This window comes from Alteromonas algae (genome assembly GCF_049117195.1).
GTDB lineage: Bacteria > Pseudomonadota > Gammaproteobacteria > Enterobacterales > Alteromonadaceae > Alteromonas.
Genome location: NZ_CP185260.1, coordinates 1,909,553 through 1,935,322, shown reverse-complemented (window position 1 = coordinate 1,935,322; position 25,770 = coordinate 1,909,553). Strand labels below are relative to the sequence as shown.

Genomic DNA, 25,770 nt, shown 5'->3' with positions numbered 1-25,770 from the left:
TACCACTTTGAAAAACAATCCATAACGCAGCCAGCCGCGTATTGCTTACACTACGTTTAAAATATTAATAAAGACTAAAAGTTAAGGAAAAAGTGTGACAGTTCCCGTAAGCATAATGTGGTTTAGACAAGACTTAAGAGTTAAAGACAATCCCGCGTTAAATGCTGCCTGTGACATGGGTAAAGTCATACCCATCTACATTGTTGATGAAACTGCACCAAACGGTCGTGCGCTGGGCGGCGCAAGCAATTGGTGGTTACATCACTCGTTGACCTCGCTTAACGAGAGACTAAACGGGCATTTGCAGGTATTTAAAGGTGATCCCAAAATCATTATTCCTGAATTATTGGCAAGCATTGAAGCGCAAGGGATATTTTGGAATCGATGTTACGAGCCTTGGCAAATAAACCGCGATAAGGCGCTTAAGGAAGACTTGAAGGCCGACGATTATACGGTACATAGCTGTAATGGCAGCTTGCTGTGGGAACCGATGAAGGTACTTAAAAAAGACGGCACACCTTATAGAGTATTTACACCTTACTACAGAAAAGGGTGTCTTAAGGTTGAAGCCCCGCGCTATCCTAAAGCACCGCCAGCGCGTATCACATATGGTGATGTGCCCGACAAAGGTTGCGGGATAGATGCACTGTCTTTGCTGCCCGAGATTAAGTGGGACACGACAATTCGCACTATGTGGACGCCAGGCGAAGAAGGGGCCGCTGATAACTTAGAAGCCTTTATTGAAAACGCCGCGCTTAGTTATCAAGACGGTCGAGACATTCCATCAGCAAATGGTACATCTCGACTTTCACCACACTTACATTTTGGGGAAGTTTCGCCTAACCAGGTGTGGTACGCCATTAAAAACAAATTCGGTGATACCGAACAAAAAGGTATTGATACCTATTTGAGTGAACTTGGTTGGCGCGAATTCAGTTACTATCTGCTTTATCATTTCCCTACGTTGCCGTCTAAAAACTTCAACGCTAAATTTGATAAATTTCCATGGCGTAGCGACGCTAAAGCATTACGAGCATGGCAAAAAGGCCAAACTGGCATTCCGATTGTTGACGCAGGTATGCGTGAGTTATGGCAAACCGGCTACATGCATAACCGCGTGCGCATGATCGTTGGGTCTTTCCTTGTTAAAAACTTACTGGTGAGTTGGCACGAAGGGGAACGATGGTTTTGGGACTGTTTACTCGATGCCGACCTTGCAAGCAACACGGCCGGATGGCAATGGGTTGCTGGTTCAGGCGCCGACGCGTCGCCTTATTTTAGAATTTTTAATCCTGTTTTACAGGGCGAAAAGTTTGATAAAAAGGGCAACTATGTTCGTAAATATTGCCCTGAACTTAAAGGCCTGCCAGACAAATATATTCATAAGCCTTGGGAAACGCCGCCTGTCATTGCAAAAGATGCAGGCATTGTCTTTGGGGAAGACTACCCAAAACCCATTGTTGATTTAAAAGCATCGCGCCAACGTGCTTTAGATGCTTTCCAGCAGATAAAAGAGTAGTTTATGGCATCTTTAATACTTGTCCTTGGCGACCAGCTAACCGATACATTGCCAGCAATACGCAATGCGTCGACCCAAGATGACACCATATTAATGGCCGAGGTGAGAGAAGAAGCCACGTACGTTAAGCACCACAAAAAGAAAATTGCGTTTTTATTTAGTGCGATGCGTCACTTTGCGCAGTCACTTCGTGACAAACATTACAATGTGACATACGTAGAATATGAGGACGATAACAACCAAGGTGACTTGCTGGCGCAAGTGAAGCACACTTTAGAAAATAACACGTTCGATAACGTCATCGTTACGTTTCCCGGCGAGTACCGTTTACTAAAAAGTATGCAGCAATGGGAGAACGTATTAGGCCTGCCAGTTGTTATTGAAGAAGACGATCGCTTTTTGTCTACGCCGAGTGATTTTGCACAATGGGCCGAACGAAAAAAACAGCTTCGGATGGAGTTTTTTTACCGTGAAATGCGCCGCAAACACCGTATTTTATTAGACGGTAAAGACCCTATTGGTGGAAAATGGAATTACGATGCACAAAACCGTGAGCCAATGTCTGCGCATCAAGATATCCCCAAGAAAACGGGCTTTAGGCCTGATGATATTACGCAATCCGTACTCGCACTCGTAGAACGTCACTTTAATGATCACTTCGGGACATTAGATAATTTTGATTTTGCCGTGACACGATATAATGCGCTTACTGTACTGAATACCTTTATTGAAGAGCGCTTACCCCATTTTGGTCAGTATCAGGATGCAATGGTAGAAGGGAAGCCGTGGTTATATCATGCGCATATTGGCTTTTACCTAAACTGCGGTCTACTTACCCCAAAAGAAGCGATAACCGCCGCAGAGCAAGCCTATCATTCAGGCACCGCGCCCCTTAATTCTGTTGAAGGTTTTATACGTCAAATACTTGGTTGGCGCGAATATGTTCGAGGGTTCTATTGGCATTTCATGCCTGGGTTAAAAACTGATAATTATTTTAATAATGATAGGAAGTTACCAGATTTTTACTGGCATGGCAGAACCAACATGAACTGCATGCGACAGTGTATTAAAGAAACCCACGACAATGCCTATGCGCACCATATTCAAAGGCTTATGGTAATAGGAAATTTCAGTTTACTGACAGAGCTTAGCCCAGACGAAGTGCAGGCGTGGTACTTGCTGGTTTACGCTGATGCGTATGAATGGGTAGAGCTTCCTAACGTTGCCGGCATGATTTTATATAGTGACGGTGGAAATCTGGCGAGCAAACCTTATGTATCTAGCGGCAGTTACATCAACAAAATGTCGAATTATTGCAAAAATTGTGGGTATCAGGTTTCGAAGAAAACCGGCCCAAAAGCTTGTCCTTTCAATTACCTGTATTGGCATTTCATCGACAAACACAAAGAGACGCTAAGTAACAACCCTAGAATGGCGATGATGTACAAAACCTACAGCCGAATGAAAGACGAGAACATAGAGGCAATGAAACAAGACGCAACACTATTTTTAACTAAACTCACTAAAAATGAAGAAGTCTGAATTACCCGAAAAAATGTGCCCAGTGTGTAATAGACCATTTACATGGCGTAAAAAGTGGGAAAAGAACTGGGAATCTGTGAAGTATTGCTCGAAGCGATGCGCTGGAAACCGAAATAAGTAACGTATTTGCACTAAGGAGTACTTGCAATATGGATGCACCAATATCAGTAGATAAATTACGTTTTCTATTATTTCGCTTCAAAGAAAAACTGTGGGTACGGCCACTAACGCTATGCATACTGTCGATATGTGCCGTGTTTTTCGCAAAATTAGCCGACCTTTCCTTTTTAGCGCAACATCTGCCGAGTGTAGAGCAAGGCTCGGTAGATTCACTTCTTTCAATTATGGCCTCCAGCATGTTGGTCATTGCAACATTCTCGGCTGGAACCATGGTTAATGCCTATGCATCAGCGAGTCAATCATCAACCCCACGAAGCTTGAGTCTTATTATCTCTGATGATGTCTCACAAAATGCGCTATCTACATTCGTTGGGGCGTTTATATACAGTGTCGTTGCACTGACCGTTTCAGAAAATCACTTCTTCAGTGAGGCCGGTATCTTCGTACTATTTGTTATGACGGGGATTGTGTTCGGTGTGGTTATTATAACCTTTGTTAGGTGGGTCGATAGCGTTGCTCGTTTAGGCAGAGTCGGTTCGACTATCTTAAAGGTGGAGGCTGCGACTAAGCGAGCCATTGAGCATAGAATTGATACGCCGTATCTTGGAGGCGTGGGAAGCCACATGATAAAAGAGCAGGGGGCTTATCCGATTTTTACTGACAAGGTTGGCTACATACAACTGGTTGACATGTCACTGTTACAAAATTGGGCCAAACGGAACAACGCTTTTGTGAATGTAGTGAAGCTTCCGGGGCAATTTGTAACACCTAACGAACCAATAGCGTTTGTAAGTAAAGACGTAGGTAACGACGTTGAGAGATTGCTTTGTACATTTAAAATACATGAGGCTCGGTCGTTTGAGGCTGATCCACGTTTTGGCTTTATTGTTATGGCTGAAATAGCGTCTAAAGCATTATCTACGTCTATAAACGATCCAGGTACCGCTATTGCGGTAATTACAAGCTTTACGCGCTTGTTACGCCAATGGGAAAAACGTGAAGAAACAAGAGTGGCAAACGATAAAAGCGGTGTTGCAAAACCAAAATATGATTGCGTATCAGTACCTGCATTAGATACCGAAAGCATGTACGACGACGCATTTACATCGGTAATGCGAGATGGCGCGGCCGTACTAGAGGTGAACATAAAGTTGCTAAAAAGTTTAGCGATACTTCACAATACCGACAACGAAACGCAGCAGCAAATAACACATAAATTTGCACAAAAAGTGTTTACACGCGCGAATGCGTCACTCAAATTTGACGATGATAAAACGCGTATAAAAGACCTTTATGAAGCGCTTTTTGAACAGCCTAAATAAACGCAACATCACAGAGTTCTGAGCAATAATGGTGATGTACTTAACGTTACCATTTTATAAGAAGCATTGAATACCATTTACCAATGCAAACGGTATTCATTTATCTAAACAGAATAACGTTGCCTGATAGTGTGTTATTTGACCCTTATAAAATCCCACGTAAAACTTCTCATACAAACCCATACAAATACTGCTGCCTAAAAATGGGTAATACGAAATACATCTTTGCAATATAAGTTCTATCAACACATTAATTCAACCCCAAAGGTTAACAGCGTATAAACGATTACAAGGTCAGATTAAATCTTTAATTTAATAAGGCCTGAGCATTCGTGCCGTACGTGAATTAAATTAAAACATTAGGGGTGTTGTTGGCTAGATTTCTCGTAGCGCACGATTCCCATAAAAACTGCAATTTTTACTTATCTTTAAACCCTAAATTTAAAATACCGATATTAAGTGGCACAAATCGTTAAGACGCGAACAGGTCAAGCCATCACGCACAACAAACCAATCGAAAAGGCTGACATCAACCGCCCCAATCACTCATATACTTAATTGCGCATAATGTATATTAACTAGCCTGTCTATCTGATTGATAATACGGACTTTTTTGCGTATCTCAATGCCGTATTTTGTTGCCAGTTCTTCAGCATGACGATAGTAGGTTTCGCGACTCATGAGGAAATGTGGATCAAAACCAAGTAACCATGTAATGTACGTGCCACGTAGCCTACACGGCATACGTACCAAAAGTAGCTGTTGTTCAGTGGTCAAAGTTACTGGTTTATTCATTAGCAAACTCTTAAGAAAGGACTCGATTTTGTTTCAAAACTTACAGGAAGCATTCCCTCCACACCAAAGCTTTTTTCAGTTGCAAATTGTAAAAAATACTATTTATTTGACCCTTCTCTTATCTGGTGTGTCCTTGATAGCAATTCTGATTAGTGATGTGATAAACCAAAGGCTAAGTTTTAGTTTTGGTCATGAGGGGTTCAATTATCTGTTTGTTATCTTAAAGTTCCCTTTATCTATTTTAGCTACACTCATACCTCTATTAGCTGTTTATGCTGCTAATCATCGCTCAGAGCAAACTAAAGAAAATATGCGTCTGTTAATGTCCCAGAATAACTTCACTAATTATCATAGGCACATAGAGCTTTTTGAGAAACATATTTCAGAATATAACCGACAAAATTTAACTAGTAAGTACAAACCTTTACACGCTAAATTGTTTCCAAAACCTGATGATGGAGCACCTACATTTTCTATTTGCACAGACTATTTTCAAAAACTTGAGGCCAGTTTTAATTCCTTCTTAAAAGAGGCCACTTTGCTTTCAAACTCCTCTAGCGAAGTAAAGGTTGAAGCATTTTTAAAGTTGACTTCTATTAGTAAAGAGTTAGAAGTAGCTCTCTGTAGTAGCGTCAAATCAAGTTCTGGGATAAAACGATATACAAAGAACAATACCCAAATTTTGTTGCAAGGAGATGGAAGTTTAGTTGCACTTGTTACTGTTATAAAAGAATTCGCACTGTTTACACAGTATATAGCTGACTTCTCCGAATCTAATGTCCAAAGCGCTATAATAGACTCTTTAGCAACTATCACTCCAAACTCCGTTTCAGCTGCATTCAATCTAACTCATATAATTAAAGCCCCTGAAAATCTACCTGAAGTTAAACCCAGTGAATTTCTAGAAATGCCCGAAGGGCATGCAGTGAACGAAGTGAACGGTAACCAATGTAAATAGAACAGCTCTAAGACATGCAAACGGCCTACAAAAGCCTGCGTGAGTAAAATAGCTGACTGCCACCCTAAACCACTCTACGATGTTGGGAAAGGGCCCCGCTTGCGGGGAAGGGCTCCAAACAGAGTAGGGTACACATACTATAACAGTCTACCCTTGTGTCATTTTTGAGACTAATTCCTAATATTAATATATATCAATAGTTTAAAGATATGAATCCTCACCTGTACTTATTTTGTTAGTACATTTATGGTTGGAGATGATAATGCTAGTACAAATCCATTATAAACGGTGTAATTAACTATGAGCAGCAAAGATTTTTTAAGTGATTTATCTACACTAGCCAAGGAGTCTGTTGTGCGCAAAAAGGCGCTTGAAGGTGAAGAAAAGCTCGATACTATCGGCACACAAGCGGATGCAACAATCACAATCAGGGTCAATAAAACGCTCAAAGATGAATTCACTAAAGTCTGCAAAAAAAATCACAGTACGCCTAGTCGTGAAGTTAAGTTGTTTATGAACGAAATAATCAGAAAGCAAAAACTAGATTGATTCTACGGCTTTAAAGTAAGGCTCAACGTTTGATTTGGTGCATACACGGCGTGTATAGCATGTATACATTATTCCAGCTAACTCAGCTATTTGCATGGCACAGCTAGATACTTCCAATGTGAAGAACTATCGCATATGGTGTTCTGGATTTTGATATTAATAAGCAGAAAGTAAGAAGCCCGACTCGGCAAAGTCAGGCTTCTAGGATGCGTTCGAGATCGGCAACTCTCTTGCGCGTTGTTACAAACCACGGAAATGGAGTAACACGGCAATGTTACTTAGACAGAGCGACTCTGTCAGTGAACCGGTATGTTTAGAATACAGTTCGCATGAAAATATTTCGTGCGAAAAGTTTAGTACAAATCAAAAAGCTGACGAAAAAACACCTAAAAATGACCTCGAAACTCAAATTACCAAGCGAACTGCGCCTGGGTTTATCTCTTTATCAACAACTGGAACGCCCACTGAAATACACAAAATAGACCGCGATCAAATCTAGATTACGCAGAATGAAACACGGTGTATTAACGTCAGCTAGACTTCACGAGGAAGATTTACAACAGCGCAAAGCGCGTTATAGACGCGCAATGGTTACTCTGACTTATCAAAATACCGATGATTGGAGAGCTGACGATGTAAGTTACTTCATGCGATTAGTTCGCCAATGGTGCAAGCGTAGATGTATCGATGTTCGCTATGTGTGGGTCGCTGAATTACAAAAACGAGGTGCAGTTCATTACCACATAATATTCTGGCTACCGATAGGAATTACATTACCGAAGCCAGATAAACAAGGTTGGTGGCCGCATGGAATGACTCGTATTGAATGGGTTAAAAGACCTGTGGCTTATTTAGCAAAATACGTGTCTAAAGGTGAAGATAAAAAATTCCCTAAAGGCTGTCGAATTCATGCGTTCGGTGGATTATCTGAATCAGGTCGGAATGAACGTTGTTGGTGGTTAATGCCAACGTGGGTAAAAGAAATCGCAGATATTGACGATAAACCACGTCGTGCTAAAGGTGGAGGAATTGTGCTGAAAAGCACAGGCGAAATTGTTAAATCCCCATGGAAAGTTGTAATGACTGGCATGGGGATCTTCGTAGTCAAAATTACTTAAATAATCATATGCCGTGTACGTGAATAGAATTAAAAATCCATAGGTGTTGTTCACCAGATTTCACGTAGCGCGCGATGCAAATTAATACCGTATTTTTAAATTATCTTTAGTAGTTCAAATCAATCATACGTCGTTATGTGTTGCATAGCGTTAAGACGCGAACAGGTCCGAAGTACTGTAAGCGAAAAACGTTGGTAAGCCATCACGCACTGCAAACCAAACGAAAAAACTAGCATCAACCGCCCCAATCGCTCACATACTTAATTGCGCATAATGTATATTATGTTAAATAGGGTATTTTATTTAGTAAAAACGTTAGTGGTTGTTTTAATTAAGCGTTTAACGATTAATAAACCTATATATAAATTAAATGTCGATAGTTATAACGCTATAGATTTAATTATTAATTGAGGTATTTAATATGGAGTTTTATAAAGATTATTTTTCTATTACTTAATTATGAATGTGTTGAATATACAATATAGATTCTCTGTAACGCGGTGCACGTTTAGCGTTAATGCCGTATTGATGCAATGCTATTAATGGCTTTATATAGTCGTTACTGGATGACATGGCAAATTTAGAACCCGTTAGTTTAATAAAGTATTTAGGTTTAGATTAAATCAAAATAGATAAAATTAACGAAACTATTAGAAAAGCCATTAACTAAATTATTAATTATGTCGAAAGCTGTAATTATAAAGATGGCGCTTTACGTATAGCGGAACGCAATTTCACCCTATCACTATTTATGTCTTTGTATTTTCTTATCTGTGTACGGTCTAATTGAAATATTAGGCGTTCAGTGTGTAAGTGCGTGTACGTGAAATCTGAATACCTTTTGGGTATCAACAGTCGTAATATTTACGTAGCGCTACGAGTGATATTATTGCGATGTGGCGTGCGATAGTCGCCCAAGTTGTTTGTGCTTGAGCTTGTCCATTTCCCCGATCACGTTTTTGATAAATCAATGGCACGCATACCAACTCTCGAGCCGTTTATGGATAGATGGCGTGTTTCCTCACCTAGTGATGTTCGTATTAAATTTCTATCAGGGGTGTATATATAAACAGTATTAGCTGTGGTAGCATCTTATACTAACGTAACGTATTGCGATAAGTAGCGCTAATAAGAACATCACGCATGATAATTACAGTTATCATGCGTGATAGCGTGCTGTAGTGGTATTACATGCGCAATAAACTAAATAATCTAAACAAGCATTCTTCAACACGTTTTACTCTGCAGACTACAAATATTCAATGACCTTTACTAATGCCTAACCGTTTTAACCACCCTCTAGCAAAACAGGACAGTGCGCAGGCTATCTATGGGCATGACCAGGTGTTAACCCACCGCGATGAGCGAGAACATGAAAACATTGCGCGTTACTTTCGTGATATTTTTAGTAAGTTGCCGCATAACACTCAACGCGCTTACCTAAGTGATTTGAATGAGTTTATGCTGTTCTGTTCGTCGCACGGATTTGAAGGTGTCGTCGATAATTTTGAACAGAATGAATCCTGTATCAAAGCATACGTGACAGAATTGTGTAAAAGTCCCCTCGCCTACAGAACAATTAAACGCAGGCTGTCGGCGCTAAGTAAGCTTCTTAGTATTGCTAAATACCCCAACCCAATCATTCGTTCTGCTTATCTTCGTGACTTTATTCGTTTATCTTTAATCGAAAATAAGAAGTATAGTTTTTCTTATCATCAAGCTGTGCCACTAACCATAGAGTTACTTGAAACTATTAATAATCGTGTTATTCCTGACTCCTTGTTGGAACTGCGCGATTTAGCAATCATTAACCTCATGTTCGATGCGTTGCTACGTGCTGATGAAGTCATAAGGGTGTGTGTTGAGCATATCAATAGAAAAAACTTGTCACTGCTGGTCGTCTCTTCAAAAAATGATCAATCAGGAAAAGGTCAATACCGTTATATTTCAAGTAGTACCCTTTCGATGATTGATGAGTACATACAAGAGGCAAATTTGTGCCCCAACCGTCATAGCCAGCGAGATAGTCATGACCCGCGTCGTCTAACCCGGGGGATTTTGTTCAGAAGAGTGTCGAATAAAGGTCATGCATTGCTTCCCTTTGATGAAAGTCTCGATTTTAATCTTACGCCGTTGCTCAACTACTCTAGTGTTTACCGAGTATGGAAGCGCATGGCATTACTGGCAGGAATTACTGAAAATATCACTCCCCACAGTGGGCGTGTTGGTGGCGCGGTGTCATTGGCTGAGGATGGCGCGACACTGCCAGAGTTACAACTGGCAGGCGGTTGGCAATCTCCTGAAATGCCGGGGCATTACACCCAACAAGCGAACGTTAAACGCGGTGGAATGGCCAAACTCTCTGAAAAGTTTAAACGCTAACAACGCGCAAATAGCATAGTGCGCTTTTCGTGTGCATTTCCGTAACTTTCTAATTTATATGAAAAATAAAGGTTACGCATAACCTTTAGTATGTTTGCTATTTTCAAATTTAACGGTGTTAGTGAGAAAACAGCTGCGTTTATAACAGCCGTTTTGTAAAGCCATATTCTTGACGTTGTACTACGTCGTGATGAGCCTTTTTAGCCTTTAGCAACCTTATACTTTTACCGCCAGTACATCGGTTTTCACACCGTGCAAAACAGCATTTGCCGTTGAGCCTAGTAGCAACCTTAGTCCACTTTGCCCGTGGGTTCCTATCACAATCAAATCGGCGTTTAATTTTTCAGCCATGTGATGAATTTCATCCGCTGGCGAACCAATTTCAACATTTATATGTGAATAGGGAATGTCATGTGTAGCGGCAATATCTTTCAACGTTCGCATAGCAGAATCTTTGACGTCATCAGAAAAGTCGCGTTCAAGAAAGAAACCGTATGGCTCCATAGTGGTTTGCGGGTACGCTACATAAAGTAAATGTACTTTATGACTATTACCTGAGACAGCAATCGCGCGTTCTACTACTTGCGTGTAATCAGAGTACACGTCGACAGGTACTAGCACGGTATTATAGTTTTGCATGGCTACTCTCCTTAATGCGTTCATAATAAGTATAGGGCAAGCGCTTTATCTCATCATTGACCTACATCAATTCAACGAATACAAAATCACCCATACTATAGTGGAGTGATGTTTAAATTGGAGAATACTTATGATGCGAATATCCATGCTAATCGCATTGGCTACGATGCTACTTGGTTGCGATTTAGGCGCTAATTCGCCTCGCGGATTCAGTTTACCGCAGGGGGATATAGAAAGTGGTAAAAAGGTCTTTATGAAGTATCGGTGTGTGGACTGCCACAGTATTTCTGATATCGACGTTGCAGAAGGACATCAGTACGTAACAGTGAGACCCATTCCAATAGGCGGCAGTAGCCCTCGTATTAAGACATATGGTGAGTTAGTGACGAGTGTTATTAACCCATCTCACAAAATTTCTGGTCGGCAGCCAGCGAGTGTAACCAGTAAAGAGGGTCAGTCTGTAATGAGAAATGTGAACGACGAGCTAACTGTTACTGAACTTATCGACCTCGTCGCCTATCTTCAAAGCAACTACAAACTGGTACCTTACAGAACGTCTGAATACCGCTTATATCAATTGAGAGTACCTGGCGAGGACCAAGATTAAGAGACCGATTTGGTCTCTTTTTCAATGGTAGCTAATTGGCTACATGGCATAAAGCTATCTGAATTGGCTTCTTCTACATGGAGTTTGAATGCCTCTGGAATATTATTATTCAAAAAGCTCCCTGTTTTCACTAGTGGGAATACCTCGTCATAGCGCATGATGTGGGCCTGGTCTACACGTCGAAAAATATGTGTTCGGTTTAACTCATGAGTAGAACCATGACCGGTGGATGAAAGAATATCCATAAGCGCGTGTACCGTTTTTTTATGAAAACGATATACGCGTTCTGATTTATCAGCCACATCTACGCCCCGAGCAAGTTTAGGATCTTGTGTTGCGACGCCCGTCGGGCAACGGTTTGTATTACAAGACAGCGACTGTACACACCCGAGTGCTAGCATCATTCCCCTAGCACTGTTACAGATATCGGCGCCTAAGCTTAGGTTCTTAGCGAGTTGAAATGCCGATATTATTTTACCAGACGCGATAATTTTCACCTTGTCTCTAAGGTCAAATCCAGTCAGGCAGTCATCAACAAACGCTAACCCTTCTCTTAGTGGGAACCCAATTGAGTTTGTGTATTCTAAGGGGGCAGCACCGGTACCACCTTCTCCTCCGTCAATAGTGATAAAGTCGGGCGTAACACCCGTTTCGTGCATCGCCATACACATTGCTACGAACTCACTCTTTCGACCAAGCGCGAGTTTAATGCCAATCGGCTTCCCTTCACTTAAGGTTCTTAACGTTTCGATAAATGAAATTAGCCCTTTTGGTGTAGAAAATGTACTGTGCCTTGGAGGAGAGTCAACTTGTGTGCCCGGCTCAACGCCCCTTATTTTTGCAATTTCAGGGGTATTTTTATAGGCCGGTAATATCCCCCCATGTCCAGGCTTAGCACCTTGGCTCAGCTTAATCTCTATCATTTTTACTTGTGGTAACCGGGCTTTCTCTGAAAATGTCGCCTCGTCGAATTGCCCGTCCTTGGTACGGCAACCAAAATACCCGGTGCCTATTTGCCACACCACGTCACCACCATGCTCTAAATGGTAGGGAGTCAGTCCGCCCTCCCCCGTGTTGTGATAGAACCCGCCTTTATGTGCGCCTTTGTTCAGTGCCAGTATCGCGTTTTTCGACAAGCTACCAAAACTCATAGCACTGATATTAAGAACGCTCGCGTCATAAGGTTTCGTACAATGCGGCCCTCCTACCTTTATTCTAGGGTTTTGTTCCATATCCTGTACTTCAAGGGCCGAGAGCGAATGACCAATCCACTCATATCCATCTTCATAGGTATTTAACTGTGTTCCAAATGGAACGGTCTCTCTACTATCTTTAGCACGCTGATACACAATAGAACGGAACATTCTCGAAATGGGCGCGCCTCCCGTATCAGACTCCAACACATACTGTTGTAGATAAGGCCTCATTGCCTCAACAGTCCACCTTACTCGACCGACCAATGGAAAGTTTCTTAATATAGCGTGCTGCTTTTGTAACGCATCGTAAAATGCAACGATGAGTAATAATCCTGTGAGTAAAAGAAACCACCAAACAGGTTGCCAAAAGTAGCCTGCAATAAGATTCAATAAAAAAATGGTACACAGCACACCGAGTATTCCACCACGCATAGCAACTCCTTTTTATGAGAAAATGACATGATATTCTCATTGTATTGTATTTGACGTTTATTATAACAATCTGTTTTGTAGGCAATTACTAATGCAACTTGGTTACGCGTAACTAAAAAGAGGGTAAGGCTTATATAATCGAAACACTCTTTTTAGTTTGATTAGCATGCTGATGAAAGAGAATGTACTATTAGGTAACTTATATTTTTTAGCATGCCTGCGCAATGCAGAAAAGTTAATGAAATTTTTACGAAAGGTATTTCATGGAGTACGTATTTCTTCTTTTCGCCTTCACCTGCGGACTTGCGGTAAAGCAAGTGGGTATTCCTCCGCTTGTAGGGTATCTGATAGCGGGTTTTTTACTGAATTTTGCCGGCTATAACCTTACCGACGATTTAACCACTATTGCTAATCTTGGCATCACTATTATGTTGTTCACTATTGGGTTGAAGCTCAATGTGAGCGATTTAAAAAAACGTGAGGTGTGGGCAGGCAGCGTATCCCACACATTATTGTGGGTCGGCGCGACTGGCATAGTTATATTGGGTATAGCCTCGATTGCTAGCTTCCTCGTGGGTGGTTTGACAATGCAAAGCGCCGCCCTTATTGCGTTTGCGCTCAGTTTTAGTAGTACAGTGTGCGTCGTTAAAGTGCTGGAAGAGAGCGGTGAGAGTAAAACGCGACATGGTCGATTGGCAATTGGTATTCTTGTCATGCAAGATGTATTCGCCGTAGTGTTTTTGGTGGTTGCTACCGGTAAGCTCCCTTCGGTATGGGCACTCGCCCTACTTGCATTGTTCCCTGCGCTGCCGCTGATTCGAAAAGTTATTAACAACTCAGGGCATGGTGAGTTGTTGCCGTTAACAGGGTTTATTCTCGCGCTGGGCGGTTACCACCTTTTTGAGCTCGTTAATATCAAAGGCGACTTAGGGGCGCTTATTTTTGGAATAATGTTGGCGCAACATCAGAAATCAACCGAACTTGCAAAATCTCTACTGAGCTTTAAAGATTTGTTCTTAATAGGCTTTTTCTTATCAATAGGCCTAACTGCCCTGCCTGATGTGAACATGATATTGATGGCGCTCGTTATTTGCGCTTTATTACCTTTGAAGGCGTTATTATTTTTCAGGCTCTTTACATCATTGAGGTTGCGAGGACGTACTGCTTATTTAAGCAGCTTAGTGCTGTCGAATTACAGTGAATTCGGTCTTATCGTTGCTGCCCTCGCCGTGTCGTTAGGCATGCTTGATAACAATTGGTTGGTCGTCATCGCCCTTGCCGTGTCTATATCATTCGTTGTAACCAGCATTCTTTATCGTTCATCACATTCACAATACCATCGCTTTAAAAACTCGATAAAGCAATACGAGCGCGATACGCGGCTTAAAGAAGATATTTACCCCACTTTACACAAGGCGGAGTTTCTCGTTATCGGTATGGGGCGTGTGGGTAAAGGTGCATTTAAGGCACTCTCCAAGCTTGCCGATGTCAACGTGTGGGGAATGGACGCTGATCGAGTCAAAATAAAACGTATGGCGAGCAATGGGCACAATGTTATTTGTGGTGACGGAGAAGATGTAGATTTATGGGATAACCTTGATATCAAGAATGTTCGGCTAGTGTTGTTAGCGCTGCCTTCTATACAAGACGCCGTAAATATTACTCGCCAGCTTAAGAACGCGGGTTATACCGGTAACGTTGCCGCCATTGCGCGCTACGAAGATGAAGTCCAATATTTACGCGATCATGGCATTGATAAAGTCTTCAACTTTTTCACCGAGGCGGGCCTAGGTTTTGCTGAGGAAAGCTTAGCCTTCGCGAAAACACAGAATGAAAGCTAGAAACAAATACAAATAAAGGATGTAATGAGAACCATTGCTATTACTAAACTATTGTTTTTAATAGATATTTTGACTTACACCGTTTTACAAACTATAATGCGTGACAAGTAAAGTAAAGGAGTAGCCAAAATGCAGGGTGACAAACACGTTGTTGCTAAGCTCAATGAAGTACTAACGGCAGAATTAACGTCGATTAATCAATACTTTCTGCATGCTCGCATGTTTAAAAATTGGGGGCTTAGCGTCCTTAATGAAAAAAATTATAAAAAATCAATTAAGGACATGAAACAAGCTGATGACTTGATTGAACGTATTTTATTTCTAGAGGGCCTACCTAATCTTCAGGCATTAGGTAAGCTGTACATAGGTGAAGACACACCAGAGATGCTCGGGTGTGATGCGCGTTTTCAAAAGGAGCAACTTCCGCTTCTAAAAGATGCCATAAAGTTGTGCGAAGAAAAGCAAGACTACGTATCGCGCGAACTATTAGAAGATATTCTTGAGTATGAAGAAGAGCATCTTGATTGGATTGAAACGCAAGAGTACCAAATTGACGTTATGGGTGTAGAGAATTACCTGCAAGCGCAACTATCAGGAGATGAATAATGAAAGGTAATAAAGTAATTATTGATGGTCTTAACGACTTACTTTCTTATGAGCTTGCTGCCATGGATCAGTATTTTATTCATTCTCAAATGTATGCTGACTGGGGCTTGCAGAAGTTGTTTGAACGCATCGATCACGAATTTGATGATGAGCGAGGACATGCAACCAAGCTTATAGAGCGCATGCTGTTCTTAGAGGGCACACCAGATATGACCAAGCGCACAGGCTTTATGGTGGGTAAAGATGTGCCTGAAATGCTAGAAAGTGACCTTCGCGTCGAATACGAAGTAGATGCAAAGCTAAAAGAAGTGATTGCGCTGTGCGAGCAAGAAAAAGATTACGTTACACGTGATATGTTGATTGTTCTTCTTGATGACACCGAAATGGACCATGCACACTGGTTAGAGCAGCAGCTACGCCTTATCAAGATGCTAGGTTTACCAAATTACCTGCAATCACAAATGTAGCGATAGCAACAAAAGAGACAACATGCAGCGCTAACGCACTAGCGCTGTGTTGAAAAGTATAGGTAGCTTGGCGCTGCCTGTCCTTTTATATTCAGCCGCAATTGCCACCTCATAACGGGTTCACTGCAACTCCCTAACATGAACCACCCCGTCCAAGCGCCTGTTGAATCTTCTTCAAGCAAAACAGGTACCTTGCCCATGTACATGTTTACTCCTTCTATCCAAGCGCTTTCCACTGTGATGTTTGAAGGCAAAGATAGCGTCAGTGTAATAGAGGTTTCTGTTTCTGCGGGTTCAGAAAAAACAGCGACAGCGCGCTCGCCAACTATTAAGAATTCACACCGTCCATTGACAAACGTGCATCTGTTGCCTATTTCATTACCATTGTCTTGTGTTGTGCCTACGGCACTTTGATAGCGGTGTGCAGTATAAACAGCGATAGCAACAAGTAAGATACACAACGGACCAAGCCATGAATGTAAATTTAGTGATCGTTTTTTGTAAGCGTTATTTAGCATTTCTTAAATTTTATGAAATTCTTCATTGATAGAGATCAAGGTCTAGTAGTTTATGGTATCTTTTTGTAATTAAAAACCTTATCATCCGCGTACCAACTGGCTTGGAGACAACAATTATTACTTTTTCCAGGCTTGGTGTGAAGCGTTATTATTTAAATTATAAACGTTTTCTACTAACTATATCTGCAGTTGGAGTCCATAGTTCATTTGAAGTGGAAGATTCATTAAAATGAGTGAAATAAGCCAAGCACAACCTGATTACAATTATAAAGTAGTTAGGCAATTTACCATCATGACCATAGTCTGGGGTATCATTGGTATGGGTCTAGGGGTATTTATTGCCGCGCAATTATTTGCACCTATGCTCAACTTTGACACACCATGGCTAACATTTTCGCGTTTGCGACCCCTTCACACTAACGCTGTTATTTTCGCGTTTGGTGGATGTGCGTTGTTTGCAACGTCGTACTATATCGTTCAGCGTACCAGCCAGGTAAGACTGTTCAGTGACAAGCTAGCTGCTTTTACCTTTTGGGGTTGGCAGGCAGTGATCGTTTTAGCAGTAATTACGCTGCCACTTGGACTATCAAGCTCTAAAGAATATGCTGAATTAGAGTGGCCAATCGATATCTTGATTGCGCTAGTCTGGATTGCGTACATTATTAATTTCTTTGGAACACTCGTAATCCGTAAAGTGTCGCACATCTATGTTGCGAACTGGTTTTTGGGTGCGTTTATGCTTACCGTTGCGGTACTACACATCGGTAACAGTATGGCTATTCCAGTTTCATTCACAAAATCTTATTCGTTGTATGCGGGCGCAGTAGACGCCATGATGCAGTGGTGGTACGGGCACAACGCGGTTGGTTTCTTCCTGACTGCTGGTTTCTTAGGTATGATGTATTACTTCGTACCGAAGCAAGCCGGACGCCCTGTTTACTCATATAGATTGTCGATTGTTCACTTCTGGGCACTTATCTCTTTATACATTTGGGCTGGTCCTCACCACCTTCACTACACTGCTCTACCCGATTGGACACAATCGTTGGGCATGGTGATGTCTATTATCCTATTTGTTCCATCATGGGGTGGAATGATAAACGGTATTATGACGCTTTCTGGTGCATGGCATAAACTTCGCACCGACCCTGTGTTGCGTTTCCTTATTGTTTCATTGTCTTTCTACGGTATGTCTACCTTCGAAGGGCCGATGATGGCAATTAAAACGGTTAATGCGCTATCGCATTATACTGATTGGACAATCGGTCACGTTCACTCTGGTGCGCTTGGTTGGGTTGCGATGGTATCGATTGGTTCAATCTACCACTTAATCCCTATCCTGTTTGGCCAGCGAGCAATGTATAGCACTAAGCTTGTTAACGTTCATTTCTGGTTTGCCACAATCGGCGTTGTGCTTTATATCGTTGCAATGTGGATGTCTGGTGTACTTCAGGGCCTTATGTGGCGTGCAGTGAATGCTGACGGTACATTAACGTATAGCTTTGTTGAGTCGCTAGAAGCGTCTAAGCCGTTCTATGTGGTTCGTTTCATTGGTGGTTGTTTCGTTGTTGCCGGTATGCTTGTTATGGCCTACAACACATGGAAAACCGTTCGTGCCCCTAAAGGCAGTATCGCTGCAGACCCAGCGACACAGCCAGCGTAATTGAGGAGACCGAATATGAAAAATCCACATGAGTTAATTGAAAAGAACGTTGGTTTACTTACCGTTCTTATCTTAGTGGCCATCAGCTTTGGTGCCATGGTCCAAATTACACCGCTAATGTTCCAGCAGCAGACGATGGAGCCGGTAACTGGCCTTCGTCCTTATACTGCGCTTGAGCTAGAAGGTCGCGATATCTATATCCGTGAAGGGTGTGTTGGCTGTCACAGTCAAATGATTCGTCCTTTCCGCGCTGAAACCGAACGTTACGGACATTATAGCGTGGCAGGTGAATCAGTATGGGAGCACCCTTTCCTTTGGGGCTCTAAGCGTACTGGGCCAGACCTTGCACGTGTAGGCGGTCGTTACAGTGATGAGTGGCATCGAGTTCACCTTCTAAACCCGCGTAATGTTGTTCCAGAATCGAATATGCCTGGTTTCCCATGGCTGGCAGAAAATACGCTTGACGGCGCATTAACTGCAGAGAAGATGGAAGTGTTCCGTGGTTTCGGCGTTCCGTATACTGACGAAGATATTACGGGTGCAAAAGCGGCAGTTCAGGGTAAAACAGAGATGCAAGCCCTTATTGCTTACTTACAATCTCTTGGCACACATTTGAAATAATATGGATCAAGGAATCGTAGGCAGCATTTTTACTGTCATCGTCTTTGTTAGCTTCATCGGTGTTGTTTGGTGGGCGTTTAGTAGCCGCAACAAACAAAAGTTCGATGAAGCCGCAAACTTACCGTTTGCAGACGAAGAAAAAGAAAAATCAAAAGAAGATTAGCAGGAGTCTTGAACTCATGAGTATGTTTTGGACAATTTGGATTTCAGTGATAACCCTAGGGTTGATCATTGGTTGCTACTTCCTTCTGCGCTGGTGTTTATCCAACCAGACGGGTGTTCCAGAAGGTGAGTCAATGGGCCACGAGTTCGATGGCATCGAGGAGCTAAACAACCAGCTTCCACGTTGGTGGACAATTATGTTCTACATGACCATCGTTTGGGGCTTTATTTATCTTGCGCTTTACCCGGGTTTGGGCGCATACGAAGGCCTTTTAGGTTGGAGAAGCTCTAACCAAAATGTGCAATCACTTGAAGAATCACTTCAAGCGCGTATCGACGCAAAAGAGCAAGGTAAATTGGTTGAGTATGATCGTGAACTCGATTTTGCTGCAACCCAGTTTGACCCAATCTTTGAAGCGTATGCGATGGTGCCCGTTGAAGATTTAGCCAAAGACCCTGAAGCGAATAAAGTAGGACAGCGTTTATTCCTACAAAATTGCTCACAGTGCCATGGTTCTGATGCACGCGGCCAAAATGGTGGGTTCCCTAACCTTACCGATAATGATTGGTTGTACGGCGGTTCAGGTGCCAAGATTGTTGAAACGTTAACGTTAGGCCGAAAAGCCGCTATGCCAGCTTGGCTAGATGCGATGGGTGAAGACGGAATCGATGAAGTTGTCAACTATGCACTAAGCTTAAGCGGTAGAGACGTAGATCCTCAAAAAGCGGAAGCAGGTAAAGCACGTTTCGCAGCGTGTGCAGCGTGTCACGGCATGGACGGAAAAGGAAACCAGATGCTTGGTGCTCCGAATCTAACCGACAACATCTGGTTATACGGCGGAAGCCACCGCGCAGTAACAGAAACGCTTACTTACGGTCGTAATGGTGTTATGCCATCATTCAAGAAAACCTTGGGTGATGACAAAATCCACGTTGTTGCAGCCTATGTTTACAGCCTTTCAAATGATTAATGATTTAATTCATTAATATCATAAAAAGCCTCGTTACCACGGGGCTTTTTTTATGAGAAAATAATGCAATCAGGCATGTTACCTGTCACCTCTTCATTTTAGCGAATATGAGTAATTCATGAATACACCTTGGTATAAACAGTTTTGGCCGTGGTTTCTTATTGCGGTACCGGTTATTACACTTATTATGGGCGGCGTACTCCTTCATTTGGCCGTATCCACAGAAGATAGCCTTGTTGTTGACGATTACTACAAAGAAGGAAAGGCGATAAATGCAAACCTTGATAAGGTTGCTGCCGCTAAAAAGAAAAATATTACTACCGACCTCTTAATAGACAACGGCAGTATTACACTCACGTTTCACTCCGGCATTCCACAAGATGGTAATGCAGTTAAGCTGGCCTTTTATCATGTCACACTTGAAGAGCGCGATGTAGACGTGCTGCTGACGCGCGACGCAAGTGGCAAGTACCGCGGCTTTATTGAAGAAGATTTGAGCGGTAAATGGCGTATATCGCTAACGCCGATTGATGAAAGCTGGAAAATTCAGAATATTGTCCAGCTTCCCTACTCTGGCGTATTCACATTTAATCCATAATGACTGAAAAAACATGTTATCACTGCGGTCTTCCTAATGATCGCAGTCATCATTATGAGACGGTCATTCTTGGTCAATCGAGACGTCTTTGTTGTCCTGGTTGCCAGGCGGTTTCGCAAGCGATCGTTGATAACGGTCTTGAAGATTATTATCAATTTCGCACCGAGCCAGCAAAGAAATCTGATGATGGCATTCTTGCGCAACTTGATACATTAAACGTTTATGATGAACCTGCGTTACAGGAAGAGTTTGTTTTTGATGAGGGGCAACATAAACAAATTCAGTTAACGTTAGAGGGAATAACGTGTGCAGCGTGCGGGTGGTTGATAGAAAAACAACTAAGTAAAGTCGTGGGCGTACAACAGGTGGCGGTGAATGTGCAAGAGCGCAGAGCACTTGTTACCTGGTCTCCTCATGACATAAAGCTCAGTCAGATCTTAACATCGTTAAAGCGCATTGGTTACACCGGCTCTCCGTTTCAATATGACGAACACGAGGCGAGCTATAAACGCGAACAAAAAACCTTTCTAAAGAAGCTAGGTCTCGCCGGGTTGATGACGATGCAGGTTATGATGTTAATGGCCGGTTTGTACTTTGATTGGTTCGGCGCCATCGAGCATGAAACGAAACAATATTTTTATTGGATTGCGCTTACGTTAACCACCCCTGTTGTTTTGTATTCGGGCAGTACGTTTTACTTAGGTGCAGTTAAAGCAATGAGCGCTCGCACCGTCAACATGGACGTTCCCGTCACCATTGCCATTTTCGGTACGTATTTCGCGGGGCTACGCTCTACGGTTCTCGAGCAAGGAGACGTGTATTTCGAATCAATCTGCATGTTTATCTTCTTATTGCTGCTAAGTCGCTTTTTAGAACACAGGAGCCGGCACCGTGCTTCTCAAATCTCCGCCAATATGACGCAATACATTCCTGTATCAGCAACAAGACTTAGCGCTGATGGTAAAATTCATCAATGTTTAGCGAAACAGCTTTGTGTTGGCGACACTGTGCTTATAAAGGCAGGAGAGACAATACCCGTTGATGGTACGGTAATTGAAGGAAACGCATCGGTTGATGAATCTATGTTAACCGGCGAGTTTGATCCCATTCATAAAGTCGTCGATAGCCACGTGTATGGCGGCACGATTAACCAAGATGGTGTATTGACCGTACGGGTCACGAAAACGCTCAAACACGCGCTGGTTAACCAAATTGTCAGGCTGCAAGCAAGTGCAATGGCCTCAAAGCCAAAAGCTGCACAACTCGCTGACAATTTCTCTCGCTATTTCGTTGCAGCCGTATTGTTAATTTCACTTGCCACTTATGGCTATTGGTATGCCGCTGGCAGCGACCAAGCATTCTGGATAACCATTTCAGTACTTGTTGCGACCTGCCCGTGCGCGCTTGGTTTAGCAACGCCATCGGCACTAACATGCGCAATGGCAAAGCTAAATAAACAAGGCGTTTTGTTAAAACGTGCCGACGCGTTAGAACAACTAACCGACATCAATACTATCTGTTTAGATAAGACAGGTACGCTAACAGAGGGAAAATTTACCATAAGCAAGCGATGGGTAGCACAAGGTGTTGATGAATACGAAGTAATGAAGCTTGCAACGGCGTTAGAGTCTCGCTCTGAACACCCTATTGCTAAAGCGTTTGACGGTGACGTTGTTTTTTCGGTTGAATCATTCACCGTATCGCCTGGTAACGGCATTTCGGGACGAATCAATAATACCGCGTTTACCATGGGAACGGCATCGTTTTGCGGGTTACCCTCGCACGAGCATATTCCATTTCATGCCAATGTCTTTCTGTGTGCCAACGATACATTAATTGCTGCTTTCTTGGTTAGCGATTCGCTACGAAAAGATGTAAACGATACGCTGAATTTACTGAAGAAGAACGATCTCATTGTGTTGAGCGGTGACACACAAGACAATGTAGACGCACTTACGTCGACGCTGCCTGTTTCTATCGCACAAGGCAGTCTTTCGCCTGAGGGAAAATACGAGCGAGTTAAACAACTTCAAGCAGAGGGGCGACGAGTGCTAATGATGGGCGATGGTATTAACGACGCGCCTGTGTTAGCAAGTGCAGATGTTGCCGTAGCGGTTGGAAACGCGACTGATGTCGCTAAAACCGCTGCGGATATTATTTTGCTTGGTGATAGCTTATTATCGGTGCCTTTGCTGATGGATGTTGCGCAGCGTGTTAAGGTGAAAATACGTCAGAATATCGCGTGGTCTATCGGGTATAACCTTATTATTCTTCCGTTTGCGGTTACTGGACTTCTGTCGCCGTGGATGGCGGTAGTCGGCATGTCGCTAAGCAGTATTATTGTGGTGACAAATTCAACGCGTTTATTGAGGTAACCCTATGAGCATCATTTATGTATTAATACCGGTTGCTATCATTATCGTAGCGCTCGCTATTGTTATCTTTTTTTGGGCGGTAAAATCGAATCAATTTGAAGACTTAGATAGGCAAGGCTACAGTATTTTGTTCGATGATGACCTTCCGCCTGAAGAAAAGAAATTGGCAGAGCAACGAAAAAAAATTCAACAAGATAGCGAACAGCAATGACAGATTTCAACCTTCTTTCTGCGTTTCTTATCGGTCTCGCTGGAGGGGTTCACTGCATTGGGATGTGCGGCGGAATTGTCGTAGCACTTCGCATGGCAACCCCGTCACACAGGTCGCCCCTACCGTTTACGCTTATGTACAACGTAGGGCGTATCGTCAGCTATTCCATAGCAGGCGCTTTAACCGGTGCGCTCGGAACCATACTTAATCGTACATTACCGAATGCGTCAACGATACTGACTATTTTCAGTGGCGTCATGCTTATTATGTTAGCGTTGTATTTAGGGAATTGGTACAAAGGTCTTAATGCACTAGAGTCGTTAGGGCAAGGTATATTCAAACGTATTCAGCCGCTATCTAAACGCTTTATTCCTTTTTCAACACCATTGCATGCCCTTCCCTACGGATTTATCTGGGGATGGCTGCCATGCGGGCTGGTATATTCAACACTTACGTGGTCATTGTCATCATCAAGCTCTCTGGATGGCGCGCTCATCATGCTGTTTTTCGGCCTAGGCACGCTACCTACCCTTATTGCGGCAAGTTTTAGTGTAGATTATCTCGTTCGAGGTTTTCAGCATCCAATCACAAGGCAGCTTATCGCCTCCGCTATATTGATGTATGCGATATTATTAATTTATCGAGCAATCTTTTGATGAAAGTAGTAATATCGTAAAAAAGGTGCACGTGATTTATGGAGCCCTAGTATGAGCCATGGAAGCCAGTTTTCAATACATTGTCAAAACTGTAGTTTTAGTCATTTATGTCTACCCGTTGCGTTAAATAAAACGGAAATTGAATCGTTAGATGACATTATCGAACGCAAAAAGCCCCTACATAAGGGAGACGCGCTAATAAACTCTGGTGATAAGTTTGTTTCACTATTTGCTGTTAGAACGGGCTCTTTTAAGTCTTTTGTCACCAATCAGGACGGCGAAGAACAGGTAATTGGTTTTCATTTCCCCGGCGATATCATTGGTTTTGATGCGCTCAGAGAAAACCGCCATCCCAGCTATACCCAAGCCTTAGAAACAGCGATGGTCTGTGAACTTCCTTATGAAACACTTGATGAAATGTCGATGCAATTTCCTAAATTACGTCAACAAATCATGAGCTTTATGAGTGCCGAAATTAAGCAAGACCATGACATGATAATGTTGCTGAACAAACGCACAGCAGAAGAGCGCTTACTCTATTTCATCAACCATTTGTCTCAGCGTTTTGAAGAACGTGGTTTCTCTCATAGAGAGTTTCACCTTACCATGACAAGAAACGAGATAGGTAACTACTTAGGCCTAACCATAGAGACCATTAGCCGTTTACTAAGCCGCTTTCAAAAAGAAGGGCTAATTAAAGTTGATGGCAGACTTATCAGCATTCTCGACTTCGACTCAATTAATAGTCGCCTGAGCGTATTAAGCGGCCCAAGCATTGTGTGCAACGGATAAGTAGAATTAAACGTTGCTTGATCTGAAACAAGTAACATTTTAGGAAAACCGTATTACACTTAAATCATAATAATATTTCATCTGCTGTAGCGGGAGAATTTATGATTGAGTACAAGCACATACTAGCCGTTATCGATTTAGAGCGGGACGACCACCCCGCCCTACAACGTGCCCTAGAACTTTCAAAGAAAACCGGGGCAACCGTAACTGCACTGCTCGTGGTTTATGACTTGTCATACGACATGACAACGATGCTAAGCCCTGAAGAGCGCGAAGCGATGCGTGATGCCGTTACCGCTGATCACGCTAAATGGTTTTCCGATAGTCTTAAAAACCTCAACATCGCAAATGTCGATATCGTGGTTGAATGGTGTAACCGTTCGTATGAATCCATTATTCACTACACCATCGACAACAATATTGATTTAGTCGTTAAAGCCACTAAGCGACATGACGACTTGGTGTCTGTTATCTTTACTCCCACTGATTGGCACCTACTGAGAAAAAGCCCGAGCCCCGTATTACTCGTAAAAGATCACGACTGGCCAGAGGACGGTGAAATAATCGCGGCAATCAATGTTGGAACCGAAGATAAAGCGCACGCACAATTAAATGAAAAAATCACGGTCATTGCCGATGATTACGCGAATTTACTAAGCGGCAACGTAAATTTAGTGAATAGCTTTCCCTCCACGCCTCTTAACATTGCAATCGAAGTGCCTGAGTTCGACCCGGAACAGTACTACAATGCGGTTAAAAATCATCATCATGACGAAATGGTAAAACATGCCACTAAATATGGCATTGATGAATCACGGTGTTTTGTAAAAGAGGGCGTGCCCGAGAAAGTGATACCACAACTAGCGAAAGAGAAAGACGCCGAACTCGTGATAATAGGTACGGTAGGTAGAACAGGGTTTTCAGCCGCGCTAATCGGCAATACGGCCGAGCATGTTATCGACGAGTTACACTGTGATGTACTTGCGGTGAAACCAGAAGGTTTCGTTAGTCCCCTCGCTAAGCGCTAACGTTTGTGAGAGTACAATGCCGTTGGGGTTATGTCTTCACTATTTGTTGTGGCAATAATTGCTGTATAATGTAGCGTTTTGA

General features: G+C 42.6%; 27 protein-coding genes. 23 read left to right on the top strand and 4 right to left on the bottom strand.

The window, feature by feature from the left end; genetic code table 11:
* Positions 1–94: 94 nt before the first annotated feature.
* Genes ACOJRU_RS08810 through ACOJRU_RS08795 form a run of 4 tightly spaced genes read left to right on the top strand, consistent with a single transcriptional unit; the run spans position 95 to position 4,503 of the window.
* Complete coding sequence (locus ACOJRU_RS08810) at positions 95–1,519, top strand: cryptochrome/photolyase family protein (RefSeq protein WP_421134641.1); 1,425 nt, start codon at positions 95–97, stop codon at positions 1,517–1,519.
* A gap of 3 nt (positions 1,520–1,522) precedes the next feature.
* Positions 1,523–3,061, top strand: a complete 1,539-nt coding sequence (locus ACOJRU_RS08805; RefSeq protein WP_421134640.1) for a cryptochrome/photolyase family protein — start codon at positions 1,523–1,525, stop codon at positions 3,059–3,061.
* On the top strand, positions 3,048–3,182 hold the full coding sequence (locus tag ACOJRU_RS08800; RefSeq protein WP_421134639.1) for a DUF2256 domain-containing protein: 135 nt from the start codon (positions 3,048–3,050) through the stop codon (positions 3,180–3,182). The genes ACOJRU_RS08805 and ACOJRU_RS08800 overlap by 14 nt, the downstream gene beginning before the upstream one ends.
* Before the next feature lie 28 nt (positions 3,183–3,210).
* Positions 3,211–4,503: a DUF2254 domain-containing protein gene (locus ACOJRU_RS08795; RefSeq protein WP_421134638.1), complete on the top strand. Its 1,293-nt coding sequence runs from the start codon at positions 3,211–3,213 to the stop codon at positions 4,501–4,503.
* Positions 4,504–5,049: 546 nt separating this feature from the next.
* Here the strand turns inward: ACOJRU_RS08795 and ACOJRU_RS08790 are convergent.
* Entirely contained in the window at positions 5,050–5,298 is a 249-nt protein-coding gene (locus tag ACOJRU_RS08790) for a hypothetical protein (protein ID WP_421134637.1), read from the bottom strand.
* Positions 5,299–5,326: 28 nt separating this feature from the next.
* Between ACOJRU_RS08790 and ACOJRU_RS08785 the strand changes: the two genes are divergently transcribed.
* From ACOJRU_RS08785 to ACOJRU_RS08765, 5 genes are all read left to right on the top strand, one after another.
* A complete protein-coding gene (locus ACOJRU_RS08785; RefSeq protein ID WP_421134636.1) occupies positions 5,327–6,256 on the top strand; it encodes a hypothetical protein in 930 nt (309 codons plus the stop codon).
* 300 nt (positions 6,257–6,556) lie between these two features.
* Positions 6,557–6,805 carry a type II toxin-antitoxin system RelB/DinJ family antitoxin gene (locus tag ACOJRU_RS08780; RefSeq protein ID WP_421134635.1) on the top strand — a complete coding sequence of 83 codons (249 nt, stop codon included), beginning with the start codon at positions 6,557–6,559 and terminating at the stop codon, positions 6,803–6,805.
* Positions 6,806–7,076: 271 nt separating this feature from the next.
* Entirely contained in the window at positions 7,077–7,304 is a 228-nt protein-coding gene (locus tag ACOJRU_RS08775) for a hypothetical protein (protein WP_421134634.1), read from the top strand.
* 10 nt (positions 7,305–7,314) lie between these two features.
* Complete coding sequence (locus tag ACOJRU_RS08770; protein WP_421134633.1) at positions 7,315–7,923, top strand: rolling circle replication-associated protein; 609 nt, start codon at positions 7,315–7,317, stop codon at positions 7,921–7,923.
* Positions 7,924–9,198: 1,275 nt separating this feature from the next.
* Complete coding sequence (locus ACOJRU_RS08765; RefSeq protein WP_421134632.1) at positions 9,199–10,305, top strand: tyrosine-type recombinase/integrase; 1,107 nt, start codon at positions 9,199–9,201, stop codon at positions 10,303–10,305.
* 216 nt (positions 10,306–10,521) lie between these two features.
* Here ACOJRU_RS08765 and ACOJRU_RS08760 read toward each other — a convergent pair whose 3' ends face one another.
* Positions 10,522–10,944 carry a universal stress protein gene (locus ACOJRU_RS08760; protein WP_421134631.1) on the bottom strand — a complete coding sequence of 141 codons (423 nt, stop codon included), beginning with the start codon at positions 10,942–10,944 and terminating at the stop codon, positions 10,522–10,524.
* Positions 10,945–11,074: 130 nt separating this feature from the next.
* Here ACOJRU_RS08760 and ACOJRU_RS08755 point away from each other — a divergent pair, with 130 nt between their 5' ends.
* On the top strand, positions 11,075–11,551 hold the full coding sequence (locus tag ACOJRU_RS08755) for a c-type cytochrome (RefSeq protein WP_421134630.1): 477 nt from the start codon (positions 11,075–11,077) through the stop codon (positions 11,549–11,551).
* On the opposite strand, the gene ACOJRU_RS08750 is transcribed toward ACOJRU_RS08755, so the two are convergent.
* The gene (locus ACOJRU_RS08750) at positions 11,548–13,179 is read right to left on the bottom strand and encodes an FMN-binding glutamate synthase family protein (protein ID WP_421134629.1); all 1,632 of its coding nucleotides are present in this window, start codon (positions 13,177–13,179) and stop codon (positions 11,548–11,550) included. The genes ACOJRU_RS08755 and ACOJRU_RS08750 overlap by 4 nt on opposite strands.
* Positions 13,180–13,442: 263 nt before the next feature.
* Between ACOJRU_RS08750 and ACOJRU_RS08745 the strand changes: the two genes are divergently transcribed.
* The 3 genes from ACOJRU_RS08745 to bfr (ACOJRU_RS08735) all read left to right on the top strand — a co-directional run bounded on the left by ACOJRU_RS08745 (position 13,443) and on the right by bfr (ACOJRU_RS08735) (position 16,093).
* Positions 13,443–15,020 (top strand): cation:proton antiporter, encoded by a 1,578-nt coding sequence (locus tag ACOJRU_RS08745; RefSeq protein ID WP_421134628.1) that lies wholly within the window; start codon positions 13,443–13,445, stop codon positions 15,018–15,020.
* 129 nt (positions 15,021–15,149) lie between these two features.
* Entirely contained in the window at positions 15,150–15,626 is a 477-nt protein-coding gene (gene bfr, locus ACOJRU_RS08740; RefSeq protein WP_421134627.1) for a bacterioferritin, read from the top strand.
* The gene (gene bfr / locus ACOJRU_RS08735) at positions 15,626–16,093 is read left to right on the top strand and encodes a bacterioferritin (RefSeq protein WP_421134626.1); all 468 of its coding nucleotides are present in this window, start codon (positions 15,626–15,628) and stop codon (positions 16,091–16,093) included. The genes bfr (ACOJRU_RS08740) and bfr (ACOJRU_RS08735) overlap by 1 nt, the downstream gene beginning before the upstream one ends.
* Before the next feature lie 38 nt (positions 16,094–16,131).
* Here the strand turns inward: bfr (ACOJRU_RS08735) and ACOJRU_RS08730 are convergent, their stop codons facing one another.
* Positions 16,132–16,611 carry a hypothetical protein gene (locus ACOJRU_RS08730; RefSeq protein WP_421134625.1) on the bottom strand — a complete coding sequence of 160 codons (480 nt, stop codon included), beginning with the start codon at positions 16,609–16,611 and terminating at the stop codon, positions 16,132–16,134.
* Between the two features lie 229 nt (positions 16,612–16,840).
* Here ACOJRU_RS08730 and ccoN point away from each other — a divergent pair, with 229 nt between their 5' ends.
* The 10 genes from ccoN to uspE all read left to right on the top strand — a co-directional run bounded on the left by ccoN (position 16,841) and on the right by uspE (position 25,688).
* Positions 16,841–18,274: a cytochrome-c oxidase, cbb3-type subunit I gene (ccoN, locus tag ACOJRU_RS08725; protein ID WP_421134624.1), complete on the top strand. Its 1,434-nt coding sequence runs from the start codon at positions 16,841–16,843 to the stop codon at positions 18,272–18,274.
* Positions 18,275–18,289: 15 nt separating this feature from the next.
* Positions 18,290–18,895, top strand: a complete 606-nt coding sequence (gene ccoO, locus ACOJRU_RS08720; RefSeq protein ID WP_421134623.1) for a cytochrome-c oxidase, cbb3-type subunit II — start codon at positions 18,290–18,292, stop codon at positions 18,893–18,895.
* Position 18,896: 1 nt separating this feature from the next.
* Positions 18,897–19,058, top strand: a complete 162-nt coding sequence (locus tag ACOJRU_RS08715; protein WP_421134622.1) for a cbb3-type cytochrome oxidase subunit 3 — start codon at positions 18,897–18,899, stop codon at positions 19,056–19,058.
* Positions 19,059–19,074: 16 nt separating this feature from the next.
* Positions 19,075–20,028 carry a cytochrome-c oxidase, cbb3-type subunit III gene (gene ccoP / locus ACOJRU_RS08710; protein WP_421134621.1) on the top strand — a complete coding sequence of 318 codons (954 nt, stop codon included), beginning with the start codon at positions 19,075–19,077 and terminating at the stop codon, positions 20,026–20,028.
* Between the two features lie 118 nt (positions 20,029–20,146).
* A complete protein-coding gene (locus ACOJRU_RS08705) occupies positions 20,147–20,626 on the top strand; it encodes a FixH family protein (RefSeq protein ID WP_421134620.1) in 480 nt (159 codons plus the stop codon).
* Entirely contained in the window at positions 20,626–23,001 is a 2,376-nt protein-coding gene (locus ACOJRU_RS08700; protein ID WP_421134619.1) for a heavy metal translocating P-type ATPase, read from the top strand. Before ACOJRU_RS08705 ends, ACOJRU_RS08700 begins: the two co-directional genes overlap by 1 nt.
* A gap of 4 nt (positions 23,002–23,005) precedes the next feature.
* Positions 23,006–23,212 (top strand): cbb3-type cytochrome oxidase assembly protein CcoS, encoded by a 207-nt coding sequence (gene ccoS, locus ACOJRU_RS08695; protein WP_421134618.1) that lies wholly within the window; start codon positions 23,006–23,008, stop codon positions 23,210–23,212.
* On the top strand, positions 23,209–23,868 hold the full coding sequence (locus ACOJRU_RS08690) for a sulfite exporter TauE/SafE family protein (RefSeq protein WP_421134617.1): 660 nt from the start codon (positions 23,209–23,211) through the stop codon (positions 23,866–23,868). Before ccoS ends, ACOJRU_RS08690 begins: the two co-directional genes overlap by 4 nt.
* 51 nt (positions 23,869–23,919) lie before the next feature.
* Positions 23,920–24,660, top strand: coding sequence for a fumarate/nitrate reduction transcriptional regulator Fnr (gene fnr / locus ACOJRU_RS08685; protein WP_421134616.1), 741 nt, complete (start codon positions 23,920–23,922; stop codon positions 24,658–24,660).
* 101 nt (positions 24,661–24,761) lie between these two features.
* Positions 24,762–25,688, top strand: coding sequence for a universal stress protein UspE (gene uspE, locus ACOJRU_RS08680; protein ID WP_421134615.1), 927 nt, complete (start codon positions 24,762–24,764; stop codon positions 25,686–25,688).
* Positions 25,689–25,770: the final 82 nt, after the last annotated feature.

Bases quoted from the DNA above. Each gene is read 5' to 3' on its own strand.
- ACOJRU_RS08805 (WP_421134640.1), top strand. From the start codon at position 1,523: ATGGCATCTTTAATACTTGTCCTTGGCGACCAGCTAACCGATACATTG.
- ACOJRU_RS08800 (WP_421134639.1), top strand. From the start codon at position 3,048: ATGAAGAAGTCTGAATTACCCGAAAAAATGTGCCCAGTGTGTAATAGA.
- ACOJRU_RS08795 (WP_421134638.1), top strand. From the start codon at position 3,211: ATGGATGCACCAATATCAGTAGATAAATTACGTTTTCTATTATTTCGC.
- ACOJRU_RS08790 (WP_421134637.1), bottom strand. From the start codon at position 5,298: ATGAATAAACCAGTAACTTTGACCACTGAACAACAGCTACTTTTGGTA.
- ACOJRU_RS08780 (WP_421134635.1), top strand. From the start codon at position 6,557: ATGAGCAGCAAAGATTTTTTAAGTGATTTATCTACACTAGCCAAGGAG.
- ACOJRU_RS08775 (WP_421134634.1), top strand. From the start codon at position 7,077: ATGTTACTTAGACAGAGCGACTCTGTCAGTGAACCGGTATGTTTAGAA.
- ACOJRU_RS08770 (WP_421134633.1), top strand. From the start codon at position 7,315: ATGAAACACGGTGTATTAACGTCAGCTAGACTTCACGAGGAAGATTTA.
- ACOJRU_RS08765 (WP_421134632.1), top strand. From the start codon at position 9,199: ATGCCTAACCGTTTTAACCACCCTCTAGCAAAACAGGACAGTGCGCAG.
- ACOJRU_RS08760 (WP_421134631.1), bottom strand. From the start codon at position 10,944: ATGCAAAACTATAATACCGTGCTAGTACCTGTCGACGTGTACTCTGAT.
- ACOJRU_RS08755 (WP_421134630.1), top strand. From the start codon at position 11,075: ATGATGCGAATATCCATGCTAATCGCATTGGCTACGATGCTACTTGGT.
- ACOJRU_RS08750 (WP_421134629.1), bottom strand. From the start codon at position 13,179: ATGCGTGGTGGAATACTCGGTGTGCTGTGTACCATTTTTTTATTGAAT.
- ACOJRU_RS08745 (WP_421134628.1), top strand. From the start codon at position 13,443: ATGGAGTACGTATTTCTTCTTTTCGCCTTCACCTGCGGACTTGCGGTA.
- bfr (WP_421134627.1), top strand. From the start codon at position 15,150: ATGCAGGGTGACAAACACGTTGTTGCTAAGCTCAATGAAGTACTAACG.
- bfr (WP_421134626.1), top strand. From the start codon at position 15,626: ATGAAAGGTAATAAAGTAATTATTGATGGTCTTAACGACTTACTTTCT.
- ACOJRU_RS08730 (WP_421134625.1), bottom strand. From the start codon at position 16,611: ATGCTAAATAACGCTTACAAAAAACGATCACTAAATTTACATTCATGG.
- ccoN (WP_421134624.1), top strand. From the start codon at position 16,841: ATGAGTGAAATAAGCCAAGCACAACCTGATTACAATTATAAAGTAGTT.
- ccoO (WP_421134623.1), top strand. From the start codon at position 18,290: ATGAAAAATCCACATGAGTTAATTGAAAAGAACGTTGGTTTACTTACC.
- ACOJRU_RS08715 (WP_421134622.1), top strand. From the start codon at position 18,897: ATGGATCAAGGAATCGTAGGCAGCATTTTTACTGTCATCGTCTTTGTT.
- ccoP (WP_421134621.1), top strand. From the start codon at position 19,075: ATGAGTATGTTTTGGACAATTTGGATTTCAGTGATAACCCTAGGGTTG.
- ACOJRU_RS08705 (WP_421134620.1), top strand. From the start codon at position 20,147: ATGAATACACCTTGGTATAAACAGTTTTGGCCGTGGTTTCTTATTGCG.
- ACOJRU_RS08700 (WP_421134619.1), top strand. From the start codon at position 20,626: ATGACTGAAAAAACATGTTATCACTGCGGTCTTCCTAATGATCGCAGT.
- ccoS (WP_421134618.1), top strand. From the start codon at position 23,006: ATGAGCATCATTTATGTATTAATACCGGTTGCTATCATTATCGTAGCG.
- ACOJRU_RS08690 (WP_421134617.1), top strand. From the start codon at position 23,209: ATGACAGATTTCAACCTTCTTTCTGCGTTTCTTATCGGTCTCGCTGGA.
- fnr (WP_421134616.1), top strand. From the start codon at position 23,920: ATGAGCCATGGAAGCCAGTTTTCAATACATTGTCAAAACTGTAGTTTT.
- uspE (WP_421134615.1), top strand. From the start codon at position 24,762: ATGATTGAGTACAAGCACATACTAGCCGTTATCGATTTAGAGCGGGAC.